Origin of the sequence: Kitasatospora sp. NPDC093806 (assembly GCF_040683335.1) — a bacterium.
GTDB lineage: Bacteria > Actinomycetota > Actinomycetes > Streptomycetales > Streptomycetaceae > Kitasatospora.
In genome coordinates, this window is the sequence record NZ_JBFBDO010000033.1 from 39740 (window position 1) to 56938 (window position 17199).

Genomic DNA, 17199 nt, shown 5'->3' on the forward strand with positions numbered 1-17199 from the left:
AATATCCGTCAGCTGTCATCTGTCATCCGTTATCTGTCAGCTGAGTTCTGTCAGCTGTTTTCCGTCAGCCGTCAGCCGTCGTCGTCAGCCGTCGCTCGTCAGCCGCTCCCCGGAGCGGGCCGCGGTGTCGGCGGCTCCGCCGGCGCCGACCGGGCGCAGGCGGCTGGCGGCGGTGGCGGCGAGCTGCGGCGCGAGCCGGGCCACGTCGCGCGAACCGGCGGCGGCGATCAGCGCGGGCAGGACCCAGCGAACCGGCTGCATGCCCCGCAGCCACGCCTGTGCGTAGACGTGGGCGGAGCGCCGGGCGATCCCGGCGACCAAGCGGTCCACGGCCGGCGCGAGCGGATACGTCTTGCTGGCCGGCCACGGCAGCCGGGCCCGCATCTGCTTCAGGACGGCGTCCTCGTCGGCCCCGCGCACCATGTCGGTGTCGGTCCAACTCAGGTACCCGACGCCCACCTTGACCCCCTGGTAGGCGACCTCGGCGCGGAGCGAGTGGGCGAACCCCTCCACCCCGGCCTTGCTCGCGCAGTACGCGCTCATCAGCGGCGCCGGGGTGAGCGCGGCCAGCGAGGCGATCTGCAACAGGTAGCCGTGGCTCTCGGTGAGGGCCGGGAGGAAGGCCCGGGCGGTGGCGACGCTGCCGAGCAGGTTGACCTCGATCACCCGGCTGAACGCCCGGTGGTCGCTGTCCAGCAGCGGGCCGCCGATGGCGATGCCGGCGTTGGCTATGACGGTGTCGATCCGCCCGTAGTGCTCCTTGATCCGGCCGGCGATCGCGGTGAGCGCCTCGATGTCGGTGACATCGGCCTCCCAGGCGGTGGCGTCCGGCCCGCACTGCGCGGCGACGGCCTTGAGCTCGGCGGGTTCCAGCCCGAGCAGGGCGACCTTGGCACCGCGCGCGGCGAGCGAGCGGGCGAGCGCGGCACCGACGCCGCGCGCGGCTCCGGTGACGACGACGACCTGGGCGGAGAGCGGCGGGGTGGCGTTCATACGGCGGCGGTCCTCTCGGGGTCGACGGTTGCGGTGACGGTGGGAGCGTCCGCGTGAACGGCCGGCGGCCGGACCCCCGGCAGGTGGGCGGCCGCGAGCCGGTCGATCTCGGCGGCGACGGCGGCCGGCTGTTCGATCGGCGCCATGTGACCGACGCCCGGCAGCAGGAGCAGTCCCTGCGGGTCGGCCAGCGCCGCGACCATCCGGTGCGCGAGCACCGGCGGGGTGAGCCGGTCCTCGGCGCCGACCACGACGGCCGTCGGCACGGTGAGCCGGGCCAGCCCGGCGCGCACGTCCAGCCGCTCCAGTACCCGGGCCCAGTTGGCCCGGACGGCGGCCGGGCAGGCGTGCACGAGCCGGACGGCTGCCTCGGTCCGCTCCACCGGAGTGCCCGGCCCCATGATCCCGTAGCCGAGGGCGGCCCGGCCGAGCGCCGTGACCGGCCCGAGCGGCAGCCGGGAGCGCAGGATCCGCCGGTGCACGAAGCGCCGCAGCCCCGGGGAGCGCACCAGCTCCGGCAGCACGCGCAGTTCGGCGACCAGGTCGGCCGGCCCGGTGGAGACCAGGACGGCCGCCGCCACGCGTTCCAGGACCTCGGGGCGGGCGGCGGCGGCCATGATCGTCATCCCGCCCATGCTGTGGCCGGCCAGCACGGCCCGTTCGCCGGCCGGGACGACCCGGGCGAGCACGGCGGAGAGGTCCTCGGCCAGCGCGCGGGTGGAGTAGCGGACCCGGCTCGGCGGGACCTCGCTGCGCCCGTGGCCGCGCTGGTCGTAGGCGACCACCCGGTACCGGTCCGCGAGCCGGTGGATCACCGGCGCCCAGAACACCGTCGAGCAGGTCCAGCCGTGCGCGAGCACGATCGTCGGGGCGCCCGGCTGACCGTGCACCTCGACGTGCAGCCGGGTGCCGTCGGCCGAGCGGACGTCCAACTCCTCGGCGGGCACCGGCGCGAGGCAGTCGGCGGGGATCTTCGGGCGGCTCAAAGCAGGACCCCTTCGGCCTCGGCGGTGGCGGACGGACCGGCGGGAGAGTGGTCCTGACGGAGGATCAGTTCGTACTCGGCGAGGTCGACCCGGCGGGTGGCTCGGCGGAACGAGGTGGTGGAACCGGGCCAGAGCACGGTGTTCTTGCCGCTCTTGTCCTGGTACCAGCTCCGGCAGCCGCCGGTGCTCCAGACGGTGCGGTCCATCCGGTGCTGGAGTTCGAGGTTCCACTGTCGCTGCGCCCGGACGGTGGGCTGCATCGCGGTCGCGCCGATCTCGTCCAGCCTGGTCAACGCGTCTATCAGGTAGTTGAGTTGGGACTCGATCATCAGGATCATCGAGCTGTTGCCGAGGCCGGTGTTGGGGCCGATGACGAAGAACAGGTTCGGGAAGCCGTGCACGGTGGAGCCGCGCAGCGCCTCCATGCCCTCCTTCCACTCGTCGGCGAGGCGGACCCCGCCGACCCCGAACACCCGCGCGCCCAGCGGCATGTCGGTGACGTGGAAGCCGGTGCCGAAGACGATCGCGTCCACCTCGCGCTCGCTGCCGTCGGCGGCGACCAGGGTCGAGCCGCGGACCTCGCGCAGGCCGGCCGGGACCACCTCGGTGTTGGCGGCGGCGAGCGCCGGGTAGTAGGTGTTGCTGAGCAGGATGCGCTTGCAGCCGATCCGGTAGTCGGGGGTCAGCCGGGCGCGCAGGGCCGGGTCGGCGACGCCGGCCGCGAGGTGTCGTTCGGCGATCCGCTGGACCACCTTGAGCAGTCCGGGCCGCCGGACGAAGGCGTCCACCTGCAGCTCGCGCAACGCGAACAGCGCGCCGCGGCGGGCCTTCGCGGTGACCGGGAGCCGGCCGTGCACCCACTTCTCCAGCTCGGTGATCGCCCGGTCGCGGCGCGGCAGCACCCAGGCGGGGGTCCGCTGGAAGACCGTCAGGGCGCCGACCTTCGGCTGGATCGCCGGGATGATCTGGGCCGCGGAGGCTCCGGTGCCGACCATCGCGACGCGCTTGCCGTCGAGCCGGAAGTCGTGGTCCCAGCGGGAGGAGTGGAAGACCTTGCCGGGGAAGGTGTCCAGGCCGGGCAGGTCGGGGATCTGCGGGTCGGCGAGCGGTCCGGCGGCCGAGACGACGGCGTCGGCGGTCCACCGGCCGGCCGTGGTGGCGATCCGCCAGCAGGTCCGTTCCTCGTCCCAACGGGCCTCGGTGACCTCGGTGTTGAACCGCAGGTGCGGGCGGATGCCGAAGACGTCGGCGACCTTCTCCAGGTAGGCGCGGATGTCCGGCTGGCCGGAGAAGCTGCGCGGCCAGTCCGGGTTGGGGGCGAAGGAGAAGGAGTAGAGGTGCGAGGGGACGTCGCAGGCGCAGCCGGGGTAGCTGTTGTCGCGCCAGGTGCCGCCGACCGAGTCGGCGCGCTCCAGGACGACGAAGTCGGTGATGCCGGCGCGGCGCAGCCGGACCGCGGCGCCCAGGCCGCCGAAGCCGGAGCCGATGACGGCGACCCGGACGTGGGGGACGGGCGGCTCCCCGTCCGGGACGGCGGCGGCATCGCGGGGGTCCGCGAGGGGGTTCGCGTCGAGGTGGCTCACGTCAGGCGCAGTCGCGTCCGGGGCGGTCTCGTCGGACGCGCGGGGGCGGGGGCGCTTGCTGCTGGATGCCATGCGGCGTCCTCCTGAGGGTGGGGGCCGTGGGGTGCGGGCGCCGTCACTGCTCGGCGCGGCGCGGATCACGCCAACCGTGCCAGCAATCACTGGCACGGTTGGCAGGGTAGCCCTTGTTGACAGTCGATGGAAGAAGGCCGACCGGCTCGATTCGCCAAGCACCGGTCCTATGCTGAGCGCCGTGGACAAGGTCAGAGCTGCGGTCGAGGACGGACAACGCGAGTTCCGGGTGGAGGAACTGGCTCAAGCGGCCGGGATCACCACCCGCACGCTGCGTTTCTACCGCGAGCGCAAGCTCCTCCAGCCCCCGCGCCGGGAGGGGCGGATCGCCTGGTACGGCGAGGCCCACCTGTCCCGGCTGCGGATGATCGCCGAACTGCTGGAACGCGGCCACACCCTGGGCGGCATCGCCGAACTGATCGGCGCCGGGGAGAGCGGCCGGGACGTCGCCGAGCTGATCGGGCTGGAGGCGGCGATCGTCGCGCCCTGGTCGGACGAGACGCCGGTCCACCTGGACTGGGACGAGCTGAAGGCGGCCTTCGGCGACCAGCTGACCGAGGAGAACACCGCCGAGTCGATCGACCAGGGCTTCATCACGGTCGCGGACGACGGGATCACGCACGTCAGCCGGCGTCTGATGGACGCCACGACGGCGCTCGTCGCGGAGGGTGTGCCGCTCTCCGTGGTCCTGGAGGCCAGCCGGCGGACCCAGGAGCACGTGACCGCGATCGCCGAGATCTTCACCTCGCTCGCCCGCCGGCACCTCCTCGGCGCCCTCGCCGCCGACGCCCCCCTGCCGCCCGGCGAGGCGGCCCGGCTGACCGAGCAGATCCTCCGGATCCGCCCCCTCGCCCGGACGGTCACCGATGCCCAGTTCACCCTGGCGATGGACCGGCGCGTGCACACCGAGTACGAGGAACTGATCCGCCAGCGGCTGGAACAGCAGGAGGAGGGGAAGGACTGACGACTGACGGATGATGACTGACGGTTGACCGATAACAGCTGACAGCTATTGATATCTGTCATCCGTCAGCTGTTATCTGTTTTCTGTCAATCGTCAGCTGTCAGTCGTCAGTCGTCATCCGTCTGCCAGAGCGGAGTCGCCCGATGCCCCACCCAGGAATGCCCCACCCGGGGACCCTCACCCGTCGCGGCCTGTTCGCCCTCGCCTCCGGGCTCGCCCTCACCGCCTGCGGATCCGGCGGCCCGACCGCGTCGGGCGAACCGGGCACGACAACCGGACCGGGCACGACGGCCGGGTCCACGGGATCCCCCCGGGTCGTCCGGCACGCGCGCGGCGAGAGCACCGTCCCGGCCCAGGCCGTCCGGGCCGTCGTCCTGGACACCGACGCCCTCGACTCCGCCGTCACCCTCGGCCTCACCCCCGTCGGCGCCACCACCGTCGCCGCCGGCACGCCGCTCTCCGGCTACCTGCCCGCCGAACGCCTCGCCGGGACCAAGGTCGTCGGCACCATCGGCGCACCCGACCTGGAGGCGATCGCCGCGCTGCGCCCGGACGTCATCCTCAGCAACCAGGTCCGCGACGACAAGCGCTACGACGAGCTGTCCAAGATCGCGCCGACCGTCCTGAGCAAGACCACCGGCCCCGCCTGGAAGGACAACGTCCGCCTGCACGCCGAGGCGCTCGGCCGCCAGACGGAGGCGGCGGCCGCCGAGGACGCGTACCGCGCCAAACTCCGGGACCTGGTCGCCGCGCTCGGCGGCCCGGAGCGCGCGGCCGCCCTCAAGGTCGCGATGGCCCGCTTCCTGGCCGGCGCCCCCACCCGCCTCTACCTCAACGACACCTTCGTCGGCTCGCTCTTCAAGGACCTCGGCGTCGGCCGCCCCGCCAACCAGGACAAGCCCGGCTTCTCGATCGAGATCAGCCCCGAGCAGGTCGACCAGGCCGCGGCCGACGTCATCTTCTACTCGGTCTACGGCGACGCGGCCAAGTCCGACCGCGCGAAGATCATCGGCGGCTCGCTCTGGAACACCCTGGACGCCGTCCGCAACGGCCGGGTCTACCAGGTCGACGACAACCTCTGGATGCTCGGCATCGGCTACACCGGCGCCGGCCTGATCCTCGACCGAATCCGCCACGACCTCGTCGGCTGACGGCGCGGTACCCGGATGTCCACGACGTCGGGCGGGCCTACTATCCGATCATGATCGAAGGTAGGGCAGTGAGGCTGCGCGCGGTGCGCGCCGAGGATGCGGAGCACCAGCTCCGGTGGCGGAACGACCCCGAGGTGGTGCGGCTGGCGGCCGCCGGTGACCCGTTGTTCGGGCCGACCACCGCCGAGGCGCTGGCGGACCGGTTCGAGCGGATCCTGCGGCTCAATCCGCGTGACGGCGGCGTGCTGACGGTCGAGGAGACGGGCGGCGGCCGCCCGATCGGCATGGTCGACTACCGGGACCTCGACCCGTACGAGGGCGTCGCCGAGGTCGGGATCTTCATCGGGGAGCGGGACTTCTGGGGCCGCGGCCACGGCTCGGAGGCGCTCGGGCTGCTGGTGGACCACCTGTTCGGCACCTTCCCGCTGCACCGCCTGGAGCTGGACACCTGGAGCGGCAACGAGCGCGCCGCCCGGGCGTTCACCAAGCTCGGCTTCCGGGAGGAGGGACGGCGCCGGGCCGCCGTCCTGCTGGCCGGCGTCCGGTACGACCGGCTGCTGTTCGGCATGCTCCGGGAGGAGTGGGAGGCCCGGCGGCGGCTCCACGACGCCGCGCCGGAGGCCCTAGGCTGACCCTCATTCCGTCCGCGCCGCCGGTTCGTCAGACGCCCGGCGGCGCGCGACCGAGGGGGAACGAGGGGGCACGGACACGTGACACTGCTGGACGACGATCCGCGTTCGATCGGCGGGTACCGCTTGGAGGGCAGGCTCGGCGCGGGCGGGATGGGGGTCGTCTACCGGGCCCGGTCGGTCTCCGGGCGGCAGGTCGCGGTCAAGGTCATCCGCCCGGAGCTGGCGGTGGACGCCGAGTTCCGCGACCGGTTCCGGCAGGAGCTCGCCGCCGCCCGCCGGGTCAGCGGCGCGTTCACCGCGCCCGTCCTCGACGCCGACCCCGAGGCCGCGACGCCCTGGCTGGCCACCCTGTTCATCCCCGGTCCGTCCCTCGCCGAGCGGATCGGCCGACACGGTCCCCTCCCGGCCCCGCAGGTGTGGCTGCTGGCGGCGGGCCTGGTCGAGGCGCTGCGCGACATCCACCGCGCCGGACTGGTCCACCGGGACCTCAAGCCGGGCAACGTCCTGCTCGCCGCCGACGGCCCGCGGGTGATCGACTTCGGGATCGCCCGCGCCCTCGACGCGGCCCCGCTCACCAGCACGGGCGCGGTCGTCGGCACCCCGCCGTTCATGGCGCCGGAGCAGTTCACGCGCGGCGCCGTCGGCCCGGCCACCGACGTCTTCGCGCTCGGCTCGGTGCTCGTCCACGCAGCCACCGGACACGGCCCGTTCGACGGCGGCGCCGACAGCGGCAGCGGCGGCGTGCACCTGATCGGCTTCCGGGTGGTGTACGAGGCGCCCGACCTGACCGGGCTGCCCGCCGAACTGCTGCCGCTCGTCACGGCCTGCCTGGCCAAGGAGCCCGGACAGCGGCCCTCCGTGGAGCAGTTGCTGGCCGGGTTCGCGGGCACCGGGCCGGGTGGGGTGGCCGGGGTCGCCGGGGCTGCCGGGACTGCCGGGTCGGCGGTGCCGCCGGGAACGGTGGTGGACGTCGCGGCCGGAGCCCAGGGCCCTGCCGTGGTCCCGACGGCGGCCCCGGAGGCGGTTCGCGGGGCGGTTCCCCGGGCGCACACCGGTGTCGCCGAACAGGCGACGGCGACCACGTTCCCCCCGCCCGCGCCCACCCGTCCCCCGCTGCAACCGCCCACCCCGCCGCCCGGCACCGGAGCCGAAGCCGCCGCCGGACAGCCGCGCCCCCGTCGTCGGACCGGCCTGGTCCTGGGAGCGGTGGCGCTCGCCACCGCGACGGCGGTCGGCGTGGTGCTGGCGCTCGACGGGTTCGGCAAGGGCGACCGGCACGGGGCCGACGGCACGGGCGTGGCCGTCCCGCCCGCCGCCACGGCCTCCACCGCCGGTCCCGCTGCCACCACCGCCGGCCCGACCGGCGCTCCGGCCACCGGCCCGGCAGCCACGCCCGCGGCCACCCCAGCCGGGGCCGCCTTCGGCTGCGCCTCCCCCGCCGTCGGGCTGCGCTCCGCCGGGGGCACCTCGCAGGCCGCCGTCATGAACGCCTGGGCCACCGACTACGCCAAGTCCTGCCCGGGCGCGAGCGTCGGCTACGAGGCCGTCAGCGTCGGCGCCGGGTTCCAGAAGTTCCTGGCCGGCGAGATCGACTTCGCCGTGACCGACACCGGACTCACGCCCGAGCAGGTCGCCGCGTCGGCCGGCCGCTGCGCGGGCGGCAAGGCCGTCCAACTGCCGCTGAGCGCGCTGCCCGTCACCATCGTCTACAAGGTCGCGGGCCTGGACTCGCTGGTCCTGGACGCGGCGACGGTGGCCGGCCTCCTGCACGGCCGGATCACCGTCTGGAACGACCCGCGGATCGCCGCGCTCAACCCCCGCGCGGTGTTGCCCGCCGCGCCCGTCTCGCTGTTCGTGCCGTCCGGGGACTCGGCCACCACGCTCGCCCTCACCCAGTACCTCGCCGCCGCCGGCAGCTCGGTGTGGCCGCACCAGCCGGACCGGACCTGGCCGTCCACCGGCGCGGGCCAGGCCGTGTCGGTCAAGGACCTCCCCTCGGCCGTGAACTCGGCGAACGGGTCGGTCTCATTCCTCCCGGCCACGTCCGCCACGCCGGGCCTGTCCGTCGCCCGGCTGACGGCCGGCCCGGACGGCGCCCCGGTGGCGCCAGGACCCGAGTCCGCTTCCAAGACCCTGGAGGGCGCCCGGATCACGGGCACGGGAGCCGACCTCACCCTGGACGTGGTCTCGGCACCACCGGCCGCAGGCGCCTACCCAATCGTCCAGCTCGGGTCCGCGGTGGTGTGCGACCGGGGCAACAAGCCGGACGGCCTGCCCGCGCTCCGGTCCTTCCTCGCGTACGCGACGGGTGCCGACGGGCAGCGGACCGCGTCGGGCGCGAAGTACGGGGGCCTGCCGCCGGCGCTCGCCGAACGGGTCCGGACCACGCTGCGCGACCTGGCCTGAGGGGACGGGGCAGGCCCGGGTCGCCGACGCAGGGTTCGCCGAAGCCGAGGACACCCGCGAGCCCGCCCTCCGCCGCCCGCCGGCCGCCGGCCGCCGCGACGACGTTCGCGGGGAACCGGTCGGCATGCAGCCGGTCCAGCGAGTCCGTCGAAGCCGCGTCCGGCGTCGGGCGCCCGGGCGCAGAGCTCCACCGCCTCGGGAGGCGGGGGGACGGTTCCCCCGAGCACACCGGCGTCGGCACCGGAAGCGGCGGGTACGGCGCGAGCCCGGGTGGCCGGCTCGGGCGTCCGTGCGGTGCGCGGCTGGCGGACGGCCGGTTCCTCGCCGACCCTCCGCAGCCGGTTGCCCCGGCCGCCGTTGCCTTGGTCGGTCTCGGAGCCGTCCTGGTTCGCCATGTCCGAATGCCACCGCCCGCCATCGCCGTCCGGGCCGCCGGGCGGCACTCGTGCCCCACGCCCGATCCACGCCGTCAGGCCGGTGCCCGCGCCCGGGCGCCGTGGACGGCGACGCCCCGCTGGGCCAGACTGCCGTCATGATCAGTCTCCGCGTCCTCACCCCCGCTGACCCGGCCGACTGGCCGCTGTGGCGGGACGCCCGGCTGGCCGCGCTCGCCGAGGCGCCGTACGCGTTCAAGCGGGGCTTGGCGGACTGGCAGTCGGGCGGCGAGGCGCTGTGGCGGGCCCGGTTCGCGCAGTCGGACGCCCTGCATGTGGTGGCCGTCCTGCCGGACGGGCGTCCGGTCGGCCTGGCGAGTGGGGTCCCCGTACCGGACGGCCGACCCGCCGACGGCGCGGAAGGCGGCGCGGCAGGCGGCCCGGCCGGCGGAACGGTCAGCGAACTGCGGTCGGTCTGGGTCGGTCCGGAGGCCCGGGGGCGCGGGGTCGGCGACCGGCTGATCGCGGCCGTCGAGGCGTGGGCGCGGCGGTCGGGCAGCGGGGCGCTGCGACTCGCCGTGCTGCCGGGCAACGCGGCGGCCGTCGCGCTGTACCGGCGCAACGGGTTCGCCGACGCCGACGAGCCCGGCGAGCCCGGCAAGCCCGGCGAACCGTTGGCCGGCGGCATGACCCGGGAGCACGTGATGGTCAAACAGCTCACGGGCGTGGACGGCGTCGCCGGCCCCTGAGGGCCGCCTGCCGGGCAGCAGACCGAGACGGCCCCGCCGTCAGCAACTGCCGTCAGCGCAACCCGAAAGCCGTCCGCAGGCGGGCCAGCAGGGCGCGGGCGGCCGGGCGGGCCGGGCCCATGGTGGGCCAGGCGAGGGCGACCCGGCCGCGCGGTTCGGGGGCGACCAGGCGGCGGGTGCGCACGCCGAGGACGGTGGCGGCGTCCGGGGTGAGTTCCGGCAGGACGGCCACCCCGAGGCCGCGCGCGGCGAGGCGGGCGAGCAGCGGCGGGGCGGAGGCCTCGAACGCGACGCGGGGGCGGACGCCGGCCTCGGCGCAGGCCCGTTCGAGGGCGCCGCGCAGGCCGGTGCCGGGCGGGAGGCCGATCAGCGGGCGGTCGGCGAGCGCGGCCACCGGGAGCGGGCCGGGGTCGGCGGCGAGCGGGTCGGCGGGCGCCAGGGCGGCGACCAGCGGGACGTCGACCACCAGGTGGATCTCGACCCCGGCCGGCGGGTCCGTACCGGCCAGGCCGACGACGGCGAGGTCCAGTTCGCCGCGCCGCAGTGCGGCGATCATCCGTTCGGAGGTCGACTCGGTGAGCGAGATGTCCACCCCGGGGTGCTCGGCGTGGAAGTCGGCGAGCACCCCGGCGAGGTCGAACTCCCCGGCCGCGGAACCGCTCCCGGGACCGGTCCCCGCCGCGCCCGCCACCATGCCGACCGCCACCTGTCCGCGGAGCAGTCCGGCGTACCCCTCGGCGGTCTGCCGGACGCCCTCGACGGCGGCGAGGGCCGCCCGCGCGTACGGCAGGACGGCCGCCCCCACCTCCGTCGGCGTGACCGACCGCCCCGAACGGTCGAGCAGCTGCTGCCCCAACTCGCGCTCCAGCTGCCGGATCTGGGCGCTCACCCCGGGCTGGGCGAGGTGCAGCCGTTCGGCCGCCCGGGTGAATCCGCCCTCCTCCACCACCGCCACCAGGTACTGCAACTGCCGAAGCTCCATAACCAGGAATTCTAGGTACCAGCACAACCAGGTCTTGGACTTCTGGGCACCTCCTCGCGCAGGCTGGTGATCATGCAGAGTCGCAGCAGCAAGACCGCCACGGCCACCGAGCTCCGCGCGGCGATCGCCGCCGAACGCACCGAACTCGCCGACCTCCTCGACTCCTTGACCTTCGAGCAGTGGAACTCCCCCTCACTGTGCGCCGGTTGGCGGGTCCGCGAGGTGGCCGCACACATGGGCATGGGGTTCCGCCACCGGCTGCCGCGGATCACCGTGGAGCTGCTCCGCGCCCGCGGCAGCCTCCACCGGATGACCGACCACCTCGCCCGGCACGACGCCGACCGGCTCGCCAGCCCCCAACTCGCCGCCACCCTGCGGGACAACGCCCATCACCCGTGGACGCCGCCGGTCGGCGGCCTCGCGGCCGCGCTCGGCCACGACGTCGTGCACGGCCTGGACATCACCGTCGCCCTCGGCCTCGACCGCCGGGTGCCCGCCGACCGGCTGCGCCCGCTGCTGGACGCCGTCGCCCCGCGCAGCCTGCGGTTCTTCGGGGCCCGGCTGGACGACGTACGACTGCGCGCCACCGACCTCGGCTGGTCGTACGGAAGCGGTAGCCGAACGGTCGACCGACCGGCCCAGGAACTGCTGCTCCTCGCCTACGGGCGGCGGATTCCGGAAGTCGACATCTGAGCGGAAGTGGCCGATTCACGGTCAACCAGGGGTAAAGTCACCGACCATGGTCGAATCGACGGTTCCGATCCTGCCCTGTCAGGCCCTCCCGCCGGTGCTCGAGTTCTACACCGCGCTCGGCTTCGAGGTGACCCTCCATCAGAAGAGCCCCAACCCCTACGCCGTCGTCCAACGCGGCGGCATCCAGCTGCACTTCTTCGGCATGAAGCAGTACGACCCGACCGCCTCCCACAGCACCTGCCTGGTCCGCACCGACGACGTGGACGCGCTGCACGCCGCGTTCCAGGAGGGCCTGCGGGCCGCCTACGGGCGGGTGCCGAGCCGGGGCCTGCCCCGGATCGGGCCGGTCGGCGACACCTCCCACGGCGTACGGCAGTTCCTGGTGACCGACCCGGGTGGCAACTGCCTGCGGATCGGCCAGCCGATCCGGGCCGACCAGCGGCACCGGCCCGCCCCCGAGGAGCCGTTCGCGAAGGCCCTGCACCACGCGGCGCTGTTCGCGGACTCGAAGGAGGATCCGGCCGCGGCCGTCCGGGTCCTGGACCGCGCGCTGGAGCGCACCCCGGACGCGTCGGAGGGGCCGCCCGCCCCGGTGCTGCTGTTCCGCGTCCTGGCACTGCGGGCCGACCTGGCGCACCGCCTGGCGGACGGCGCCAGCGCGGCGTCCTTCACCGCACGCGCCGACGCGGTCGCCGCCGAACTCACCGAGGAGGAGCGCGAGTCGGTCCGCGACGATCTCAAACGCCTGGCGGACAGCGGACTCTGACGGTCGGTCGACGAGACGTGACCCGGGGGCGGGGCCCGGAGGCGAGGAGGCGCGGCGGCGTCGTCAGGACGTCCAGGTACGGGTGCAGAGGACGAGGCGGTAGCCGTCCGGGTCGGCGACGGTGACGCCGTACTCGTCCCAGTACGGGTTGTGAGCGGGGACGCGGGTGCCGCCGGCGCCCTCCAGACGGCGCAGCTGCGCGTCGTCGACGGGGGCGCCGAGGTACACGACGAAGAGGTCGTCGACGGTGGGCGTCGGTTCGATCGGGCGCTCGGGGTCGTGGGTGAGCTCGAAGTGCCAGCCGCCGCCGGACGGGCCGACCATGAGGAGGTCGTGCTCGCCGGGGACGCGTTCGGTGCTGCGCCACAGGACGGTGAGGCCGAGCCCGTCGACGTAGAAGCGTTCGGCGGCGGCGAGGTCCCGGGAGGGCCGGGCGACGCGGACGTGGGTGGTGGAGTCGATCATGGGCGCCGAGCCTACCGTCGGCCCGGTGAAACGGTGCGGGCGAGGAGCCGGCCGGCGCAGGCAAGGCCGGTCCGCACCGACCGGGGACGACTCAGAGCCGGCGCAGGCGCTCCTCGTCGCAGGTGCGGGGGCAGGTGACGCAGGCGTTGCCGGGCTCGATCGCGTAGTAGAGGCAGCAACCGAGACGGGTGCGGGTGTGGTGGGCGCGGCCGTCCGCGGCGTGCAGGAGGCGGAAGTCGGCGGCGCCGGGGAGGGGTTCGGTGCGGCCGGGAAGGAGGGCCGTCGCGGCGGCGACGGCGGCGTCCTCCGCTGGAGACAGGTCCTCGGGTGAACCGGTCCCGCTCGCGGCCGGGTGCGCGTCGAGGCGCTTGCCGAGGTGCCAGATCGCCGAGGCCAGGTCGTCGGCGACCATGCCCCACAGGGCCCGGGTGCCGCGCCGGGTGGGGCCGGTGAAGGCGGCGAGCAGCGGTTCGACGTGGGTGACGACGGCGGCCCGCAGTTCGGCGCGGAGTTCGTCCTCGCCCGGGAGGGTGATGTGGGCGCGCGGGCGGAGCGCGAGGTTACCGGTGGGTGCGTGCAGCCAGAGGTCCGCGCCCTCGATCGAGGGGACGCGCCGGGCCAGCCGCCAGGGTCCGGCGATCAGCAGGCAGACCGACCAGAGGTAGTGGTGCAGCAGTCGGGAGGCTGCGACGTGCGGGCGCGGGGCGGTGCCGTGTCCGGCGGCGACGGGGGCGATCCGGGCCGCCTCGCCGGCCAGGGCCTCGGCCAGCGCGGCCCGGTCGACCGCCAGCTCGGCCGCGGAGTACCAGCCCTGGGCGCGCGCCGGGGCGGGCTCGTGCTCCGCGAGCAGCCGGACCCGGAGCGCGGGACAGAGGTCCAGCAGCAGCCGGTAGTCGGCGTCCAGCGGATTCTCCGGACGCGCGGCAACCGCAGCACCCGCGGCACCCGCAGCGCACACGGCCTGCGCGGCGTGCGTGGTGACGCACACTCCGGCGGGCGCATCGGCGAGCACGCCGGTCGGCGCTCCGACGGGCGCCGCGACGGACAAACCGACGGACAAACCGGTGGGCAGACCAGTGGACAGGCCGGTGGGCAGACCGACAGACAGGCCGGTGGGCATGGATGGACCCGAGAAGATCATCGGCACTCCCGAGATCGTGTTAGGTGAGGCTCACCTTAGCGGCATTCACCGGCCACTTCGCGCCACACCCGGCCCACGCACCCGGTACGGGCCGATCCACCCGGAACTTGACGCAATTAGGCATGCCTAACCTAATATCTCCCCCCGTGCTGACCACCGATCCACCGGCCCCCGCGGCCCCGGCGTCGCCCCGCCCCTCGCCGACCCGGCTGCCGCTGGTGCTCGCCGCCGGGCTCGGCCTCCTCGCCCTGTGCGTCGCGCTGAGCCTGGCGCTCGGTTCCCGCACCATCCCCCTGGACACCGTGATCGGCGCCCTGACCGGGAGCGAGCACGGCGGCGACGCGGACGTGGTGACGGGCCTTCGGGTCCCCCGGACGCTCATCGGCCTCGCCGTCGGGGCCGCGCTCGGCGTCGCGGGCGCGGTCGCCCAGGGCGTCACCCGCAACCCGCTCGCCTCGCCGATCACCCTCGGCATCAACGCCGGCGCGAGCTTCGCCGTCGTCGCCGCGATCTACACCTTCGGGCTGACCCGGCCGGCCGAGTACCTCTGGTTCGCCTTCGCCGGAGCCGCCCTCGCCGCCGTCACCGCGTACGCCATGTCGCGGCAGGGCGGGGACCTCGACCCGGTCCGGCTGGCCCTCGGCGGCACCGTGCTGACCGTGGTGCTCACCTCCTGGACCTCGGCCCTCATGCTGGCCAGTCACCGCACCCTGGACGAGGCCCGGTTCTGGCTGGCCGGCTCGGTCGCCGGACGGCACCTGGACGTGCTCACCCCCGTCCTGCCGGCCCTGGCGCTCGGCCTGCTCGCCGCGTTCGCCGTCGCGCCCTCGCTCAACGCGCTCGCGCTCGGCGACGAGGCCGCGCAGTCGCTCGGCGTGCCGGTGGCCCGGATCCGGGTGCTCGGCGGGCTGGCCGTCGTGCTGCTCGCGGGCGGCGCGGTCGCCGTCGCCGGACCGATCGCCTTCATCGGCCTGGCCGCCCCGCACCTGGTCCGCCCGCTGCTCGGCAACGACCACCGGGCGCTGCTGCCGGGCTGCCTGATCGCCGGTCCGGTGCTGCTGCTCGCCGCCGACGTGCTCGGCCGGCTGGTCGCCCGGCCGTCCGAACTGGAGGTCGGCATCGTGACGGCCTTCCTGGGCGCGCCGCTGCTCGCCGTGCTGGCCCGGAAGGTGAGCCGATGACCTCCGCCCCCACCGTCCCCGTCACCGCGGCCCCGGCCGCCGCCGTCCCGGGCGCCTCGACGGCCCGCCGGCGCGCCGCCCGGACCGCCGCCTGGTCGGTACTGGCCGCCGCGCTGCTGGTGCTGCTCACCGGCGTCGCGCTCGGCACCGGACAGGTCGAGATGACGGTCTGGGAGGCGCTGCGCGCCCTGGTCGGCCTCGGCGACTCCGGTCACGTCCTGGTGGTCCGGGAGTTCCGGGCCCCGCGGGTGGTCTCGGCGCTGATCGCCGGGGCCGGACTGGCGGTGGCCGGCTCGATGCTGCAGCGGCTCTTCCGCAACCCGCTGGCCTCCCCCGACACCATCGGCGTCACCGGCGGCGCGTCCTTCGGCGCGGTGCTGCTGCTCGCCACCGGCGCCTCGCAGGAGTACATCCCGCTGGCGGCGCTGGCCGGCGGCCTGCTGGCCGCGCTGCTGCTGGGCGGCTTCGCCTGGCGCTCGCGGATGGCCGTCACCCGGCTGGTGCTGGTCGGGCTGGCGGTCCAGCAGGGCCTGGCCGCCGCCGTCAACCTGATGATCGTACGGTTCCCGGCCGAGCTGGCCGCCTCCGCGATGCAGTGGACCACCGGCTCGCTCTACGGCCGCAACTGGACCGAGGTGTGGATCGGCGGCACGGCCATCGCGGTCACCGCCGCCGTCGTGGTGCTCGCTCAGCGCCGGGTCGCCGTTCTGGACCTCGGCGACGACTCGGCCGGCGGCCTCGGCCTCAACCCCGGGCGCGACCGCGTCCTGCTGCTCCTGCTCACCATCGCGCTGGCCTCGCTCGCCGCCGCCCTCACCGGACCGGTCGCGTTCGTCGCCCTCGCCGTGCCGCACCTGGTCCGGCTGCTCGCCGGGCCGCCCACCCTCGGCACGCTCGGGCTCACCGCGCTCACCGGCTCGCTGCTGCTGCTCGCCTCCGACCTCCTCGTGCTCCACGTGATCCCCGTCCACGGCCTGCCGGTCGGTGCCGTCACCGCCACGCTCGGCGCGCCCTGGCTCCTGGTGCTGATGTTCCGCCAGGGCCGGCTTCCCCAGAGGAGCAGCTGATGACCGCCGACGCCGGCAACGCCACCGACGCCGACGCCGGCACTGAGCCCGGCACTCTCGACAAGGCGACCAACCGCCTCGCCGCCCACGGCCTCGGCCTGCGCTACGGCAACCGGACCGTCGTCGACGGGCTCGACCTCGAACTGCCCGGCGGCGCGGTCACCGCCATCGTCGGCCCCAACGCCTGCGGCAAGTCCACCCTGCTGCGCGGCCTCGTCCGGCTGCTCGACCCGGCCGCCGGCACCGTCACCCTGGACGGCTCCGACATCCACCGGATGCCCGCCCGGACGCTCGCCAAGCGGATGGGCCTGCTGCCGCAGCAGCCCGTCACCCCCGAGGCGGTCACCGTCGAGGCGCTGGTCCGGCTCGGCCGCTTCCCGCACCAGCGGATGCTCACCCCGTGGTCCAAGGCCGACCAGGCCGCCGTCGAGGAGGCGCTCTCCCGCACCGGCATGACCGGGCTGCGCGACCAGCAGGTCGACCGGCTCTCCGGCGGCCAGCGGCAGCGGGCCTGGATCGCGCTCGCGCTCGCCCAGGACACCGACCTGCTGCTGCTCGACGAGCCGACCACGTTCCTGGACCTGCGCCACCAGCTCGACGTCCTCGATCTGGTCGCCGACCTGCACGCCGAGGCCGGACGGACGGTCGTCATGGTGCTGCACGACCTCGGCCAGGCCGCCCGGTACGCCGACCACCTGGTGGTGCTCAAGGACGGTCGGCTCGCCGCCGCCGGGGCGCCGGGCGAGGTGCTGACCGCCGAACTGGTCGAGGCCGTCTTCCAGGTGCCCTGCCAGGTCGTGCCCGATCCGGAGACCGGGACGCCGCTGGTCGTCCCCAAGGCCCGGCGCAGACGCGCCGCCGCCTGACCGAACGTCCTCACGTCCGCCCGCGCGTGCCCGCGCGTGCCCGCCCGCGCCCGCCCGGCGGGCCGGTGCCCCGCCCTGCCCGTCCGTCCGTCCGTCCGTCGACCCACCCGCCCTGAACCCCCTCCCTG

The 17199-nt window shown here is 75.2% G+C and carries 16 protein-coding genes; 10 read left to right on the top strand and 6 right to left on the bottom strand.

Going from position 1 to position 17199, the window contains the following annotated elements; all coding sequences use genetic code 11:
* Positions 1-84: 84 nt before the first annotated feature.
* Genes AB0N76_RS18185 through AB0N76_RS18195 form a run of 3 tightly spaced genes read right to left on the bottom strand, consistent with a single transcriptional unit; the run spans position 85 to position 3634 of the window.
* Entirely contained in the window at positions 85-993 is a 909-nt protein-coding gene (locus AB0N76_RS18185; RefSeq protein ID WP_363558242.1) for an SDR family oxidoreductase, read from the bottom strand.
* Positions 990-1979 carry an alpha/beta hydrolase gene (locus AB0N76_RS18190; RefSeq protein ID WP_363558244.1) on the bottom strand — a complete coding sequence of 330 codons (990 nt, stop codon included), beginning with the start codon at positions 1977-1979 and terminating at the stop codon, positions 990-992. The genes AB0N76_RS18185 and AB0N76_RS18190 overlap by 4 nt, the downstream gene beginning before the upstream one ends.
* Positions 1976-3634, bottom strand: coding sequence for an NAD(P)/FAD-dependent oxidoreductase (locus AB0N76_RS18195; RefSeq protein ID WP_363558246.1), 1659 nt, complete (start codon positions 3632-3634; stop codon positions 1976-1978). The genes AB0N76_RS18190 and AB0N76_RS18195 overlap by 4 nt, the downstream gene beginning before the upstream one ends.
* A 181-nt stretch (positions 3635-3815) precedes the next feature.
* On the opposite strand from AB0N76_RS18195, the gene AB0N76_RS18200 reads away from it, so the two are divergent.
* The 5 genes from AB0N76_RS18200 to AB0N76_RS18220 all read left to right on the top strand — a co-directional run bounded on the left by AB0N76_RS18200 (position 3816) and on the right by AB0N76_RS18220 (position 9910).
* Complete coding sequence (locus tag AB0N76_RS18200) at positions 3816-4598, top strand: MerR family transcriptional regulator (RefSeq protein ID WP_363558248.1); 783 nt, start codon at positions 3816-3818, stop codon at positions 4596-4598.
* 143 nt (positions 4599-4741) lie between these two features.
* Positions 4742-5749 (top strand): iron-siderophore ABC transporter substrate-binding protein, encoded by a 1008-nt coding sequence (locus AB0N76_RS18205; protein WP_363558250.1) that lies wholly within the window; start codon positions 4742-4744, stop codon positions 5747-5749.
* A 50-nt stretch (positions 5750-5799) separates the two neighbouring features.
* The gene (locus AB0N76_RS18210; RefSeq protein WP_363558252.1) at positions 5800-6381 is read left to right on the top strand and encodes a GNAT family protein; all 582 of its coding nucleotides are present in this window, start codon (positions 5800-5802) and stop codon (positions 6379-6381) included.
* A 150-nt stretch (positions 6382-6531) separates the two neighbouring features.
* A complete protein-coding gene (locus AB0N76_RS18215; protein ID WP_363558292.1) occupies positions 6532-8787 on the top strand; it encodes a serine/threonine-protein kinase in 2256 nt (751 codons plus the stop codon).
* A gap of 532 nt (positions 8788-9319) precedes the next feature.
* Positions 9320-9910 carry a GNAT family N-acetyltransferase gene (locus AB0N76_RS18220; RefSeq protein WP_363558254.1) on the top strand — a complete coding sequence of 197 codons (591 nt, stop codon included), beginning with the start codon at positions 9320-9322 and terminating at the stop codon, positions 9908-9910.
* 52 nt (positions 9911-9962) lie between these two features.
* Here the strand turns inward: AB0N76_RS18220 and AB0N76_RS18225 are convergent, their stop codons facing one another.
* Positions 9963-10892: a LysR substrate-binding domain-containing protein gene (locus AB0N76_RS18225; RefSeq protein WP_363558256.1), complete on the bottom strand. Its 930-nt coding sequence runs from the start codon at positions 10890-10892 to the stop codon at positions 9963-9965.
* 72 nt (positions 10893-10964) lie between these two features.
* Between AB0N76_RS18225 and AB0N76_RS18230 the strand changes: the two genes are divergently transcribed.
* A complete protein-coding gene (locus AB0N76_RS18230; RefSeq protein WP_363558258.1) occupies positions 10965-11585 on the top strand; it encodes a maleylpyruvate isomerase family mycothiol-dependent enzyme in 621 nt (206 codons plus the stop codon).
* A gap of 46 nt (positions 11586-11631) precedes the next feature.
* Entirely contained in the window at positions 11632-12351 is a 720-nt protein-coding gene (locus AB0N76_RS18235; protein ID WP_363558260.1) for a VOC family protein, read from the top strand.
* Between the two features lie 63 nt (positions 12352-12414).
* Here AB0N76_RS18235 and AB0N76_RS18240 read toward each other — a convergent pair whose 3' ends face one another.
* Both AB0N76_RS18240 and AB0N76_RS18245 read right to left on the bottom strand, forming a co-directional pair.
* Positions 12415-12816, bottom strand: coding sequence for a VOC family protein (locus tag AB0N76_RS18240; protein WP_363558262.1), 402 nt, complete (start codon positions 12814-12816; stop codon positions 12415-12417).
* Between the two features lie 91 nt (positions 12817-12907).
* The gene (locus AB0N76_RS18245) at positions 12908-13936 is read right to left on the bottom strand and encodes a (2Fe-2S)-binding protein (protein WP_363558264.1); all 1029 of its coding nucleotides are present in this window, start codon (positions 13934-13936) and stop codon (positions 12908-12910) included.
* Positions 13937-14166: 230 nt separating this feature from the next.
* Between AB0N76_RS18245 and AB0N76_RS18250 the strand changes: the two genes are divergently transcribed.
* From AB0N76_RS18250 to AB0N76_RS18260, 3 genes are read left to right on the top strand one after another with little or no spacing between them, the layout of a single operon-like run.
* Positions 14167-15138 carry an iron ABC transporter permease gene (locus AB0N76_RS18250; RefSeq protein WP_363558294.1) on the top strand — a complete coding sequence of 324 codons (972 nt, stop codon included), beginning with the start codon at positions 14167-14169 and terminating at the stop codon, positions 15136-15138.
* Positions 15135-16205 (top strand): iron ABC transporter permease, encoded by a 1071-nt coding sequence (locus AB0N76_RS18255; protein WP_363558266.1) that lies wholly within the window; start codon positions 15135-15137, stop codon positions 16203-16205. Before AB0N76_RS18250 ends, AB0N76_RS18255 begins: the two co-directional genes overlap by 4 nt.
* Complete coding sequence (locus tag AB0N76_RS18260; RefSeq protein ID WP_363558268.1) at positions 16205-17071, top strand: ABC transporter ATP-binding protein; 867 nt, start codon at positions 16205-16207, stop codon at positions 17069-17071. The genes AB0N76_RS18255 and AB0N76_RS18260 overlap by 1 nt, the downstream gene beginning before the upstream one ends.
* Positions 17072-17199: the final 128 nt, after the last annotated feature.

Excerpts from the sequence above, each read along its gene's own strand:
- AB0N76_RS18230 (WP_363558258.1), top strand. The coding sequence starts at position 10,965 with ATGCAGAGTCGCAGCAGCAAGACCGCCACGGCCACCGAGCTCCGCGCG.
- AB0N76_RS18205 (WP_363558250.1), top strand. The coding sequence starts at position 4,742 with ATGCCCCACCCAGGAATGCCCCACCCGGGGACCCTCACCCGTCGCGGC.
- AB0N76_RS18245 (WP_363558264.1), bottom strand. The coding sequence starts at position 13,936 with ATGCCCACCGGCCTGTCTGTCGGTCTGCCCACCGGCCTGTCCACTGGT.
- AB0N76_RS18210 (WP_363558252.1), top strand. The coding sequence starts at position 5,800 with ATGATCGAAGGTAGGGCAGTGAGGCTGCGCGCGGTGCGCGCCGAGGAT.
- AB0N76_RS18195 (WP_363558246.1), bottom strand. The coding sequence starts at position 3,634 with ATGGCATCCAGCAGCAAGCGCCCCCGCCCCCGCGCGTCCGACGAGACC.
- AB0N76_RS18185 (WP_363558242.1), bottom strand. The coding sequence starts at position 993 with ATGAACGCCACCCCGCCGCTCTCCGCCCAGGTCGTCGTCGTCACCGGA.
- AB0N76_RS18240 (WP_363558262.1), bottom strand. The coding sequence starts at position 12,816 with ATGATCGACTCCACCACCCACGTCCGCGTCGCCCGGCCCTCCCGGGAC.
- AB0N76_RS18215 (WP_363558292.1), top strand. The coding sequence starts at position 6,532 with ATGGGGGTCGTCTACCGGGCCCGGTCGGTCTCCGGGCGGCAGGTCGCG.
- AB0N76_RS18235 (WP_363558260.1), top strand. The coding sequence starts at position 11,632 with ATGGTCGAATCGACGGTTCCGATCCTGCCCTGTCAGGCCCTCCCGCCG.
- AB0N76_RS18255 (WP_363558266.1), top strand. The coding sequence starts at position 15,135 with ATGACCTCCGCCCCCACCGTCCCCGTCACCGCGGCCCCGGCCGCCGCC.
- AB0N76_RS18260 (WP_363558268.1), top strand. The coding sequence starts at position 16,205 with ATGACCGCCGACGCCGGCAACGCCACCGACGCCGACGCCGGCACTGAG.
- AB0N76_RS18220 (WP_363558254.1), top strand. The coding sequence starts at position 9,320 with ATGATCAGTCTCCGCGTCCTCACCCCCGCTGACCCGGCCGACTGGCCG.
- AB0N76_RS18225 (WP_363558256.1), bottom strand. The coding sequence starts at position 10,892 with ATGGAGCTTCGGCAGTTGCAGTACCTGGTGGCGGTGGTGGAGGAGGGC.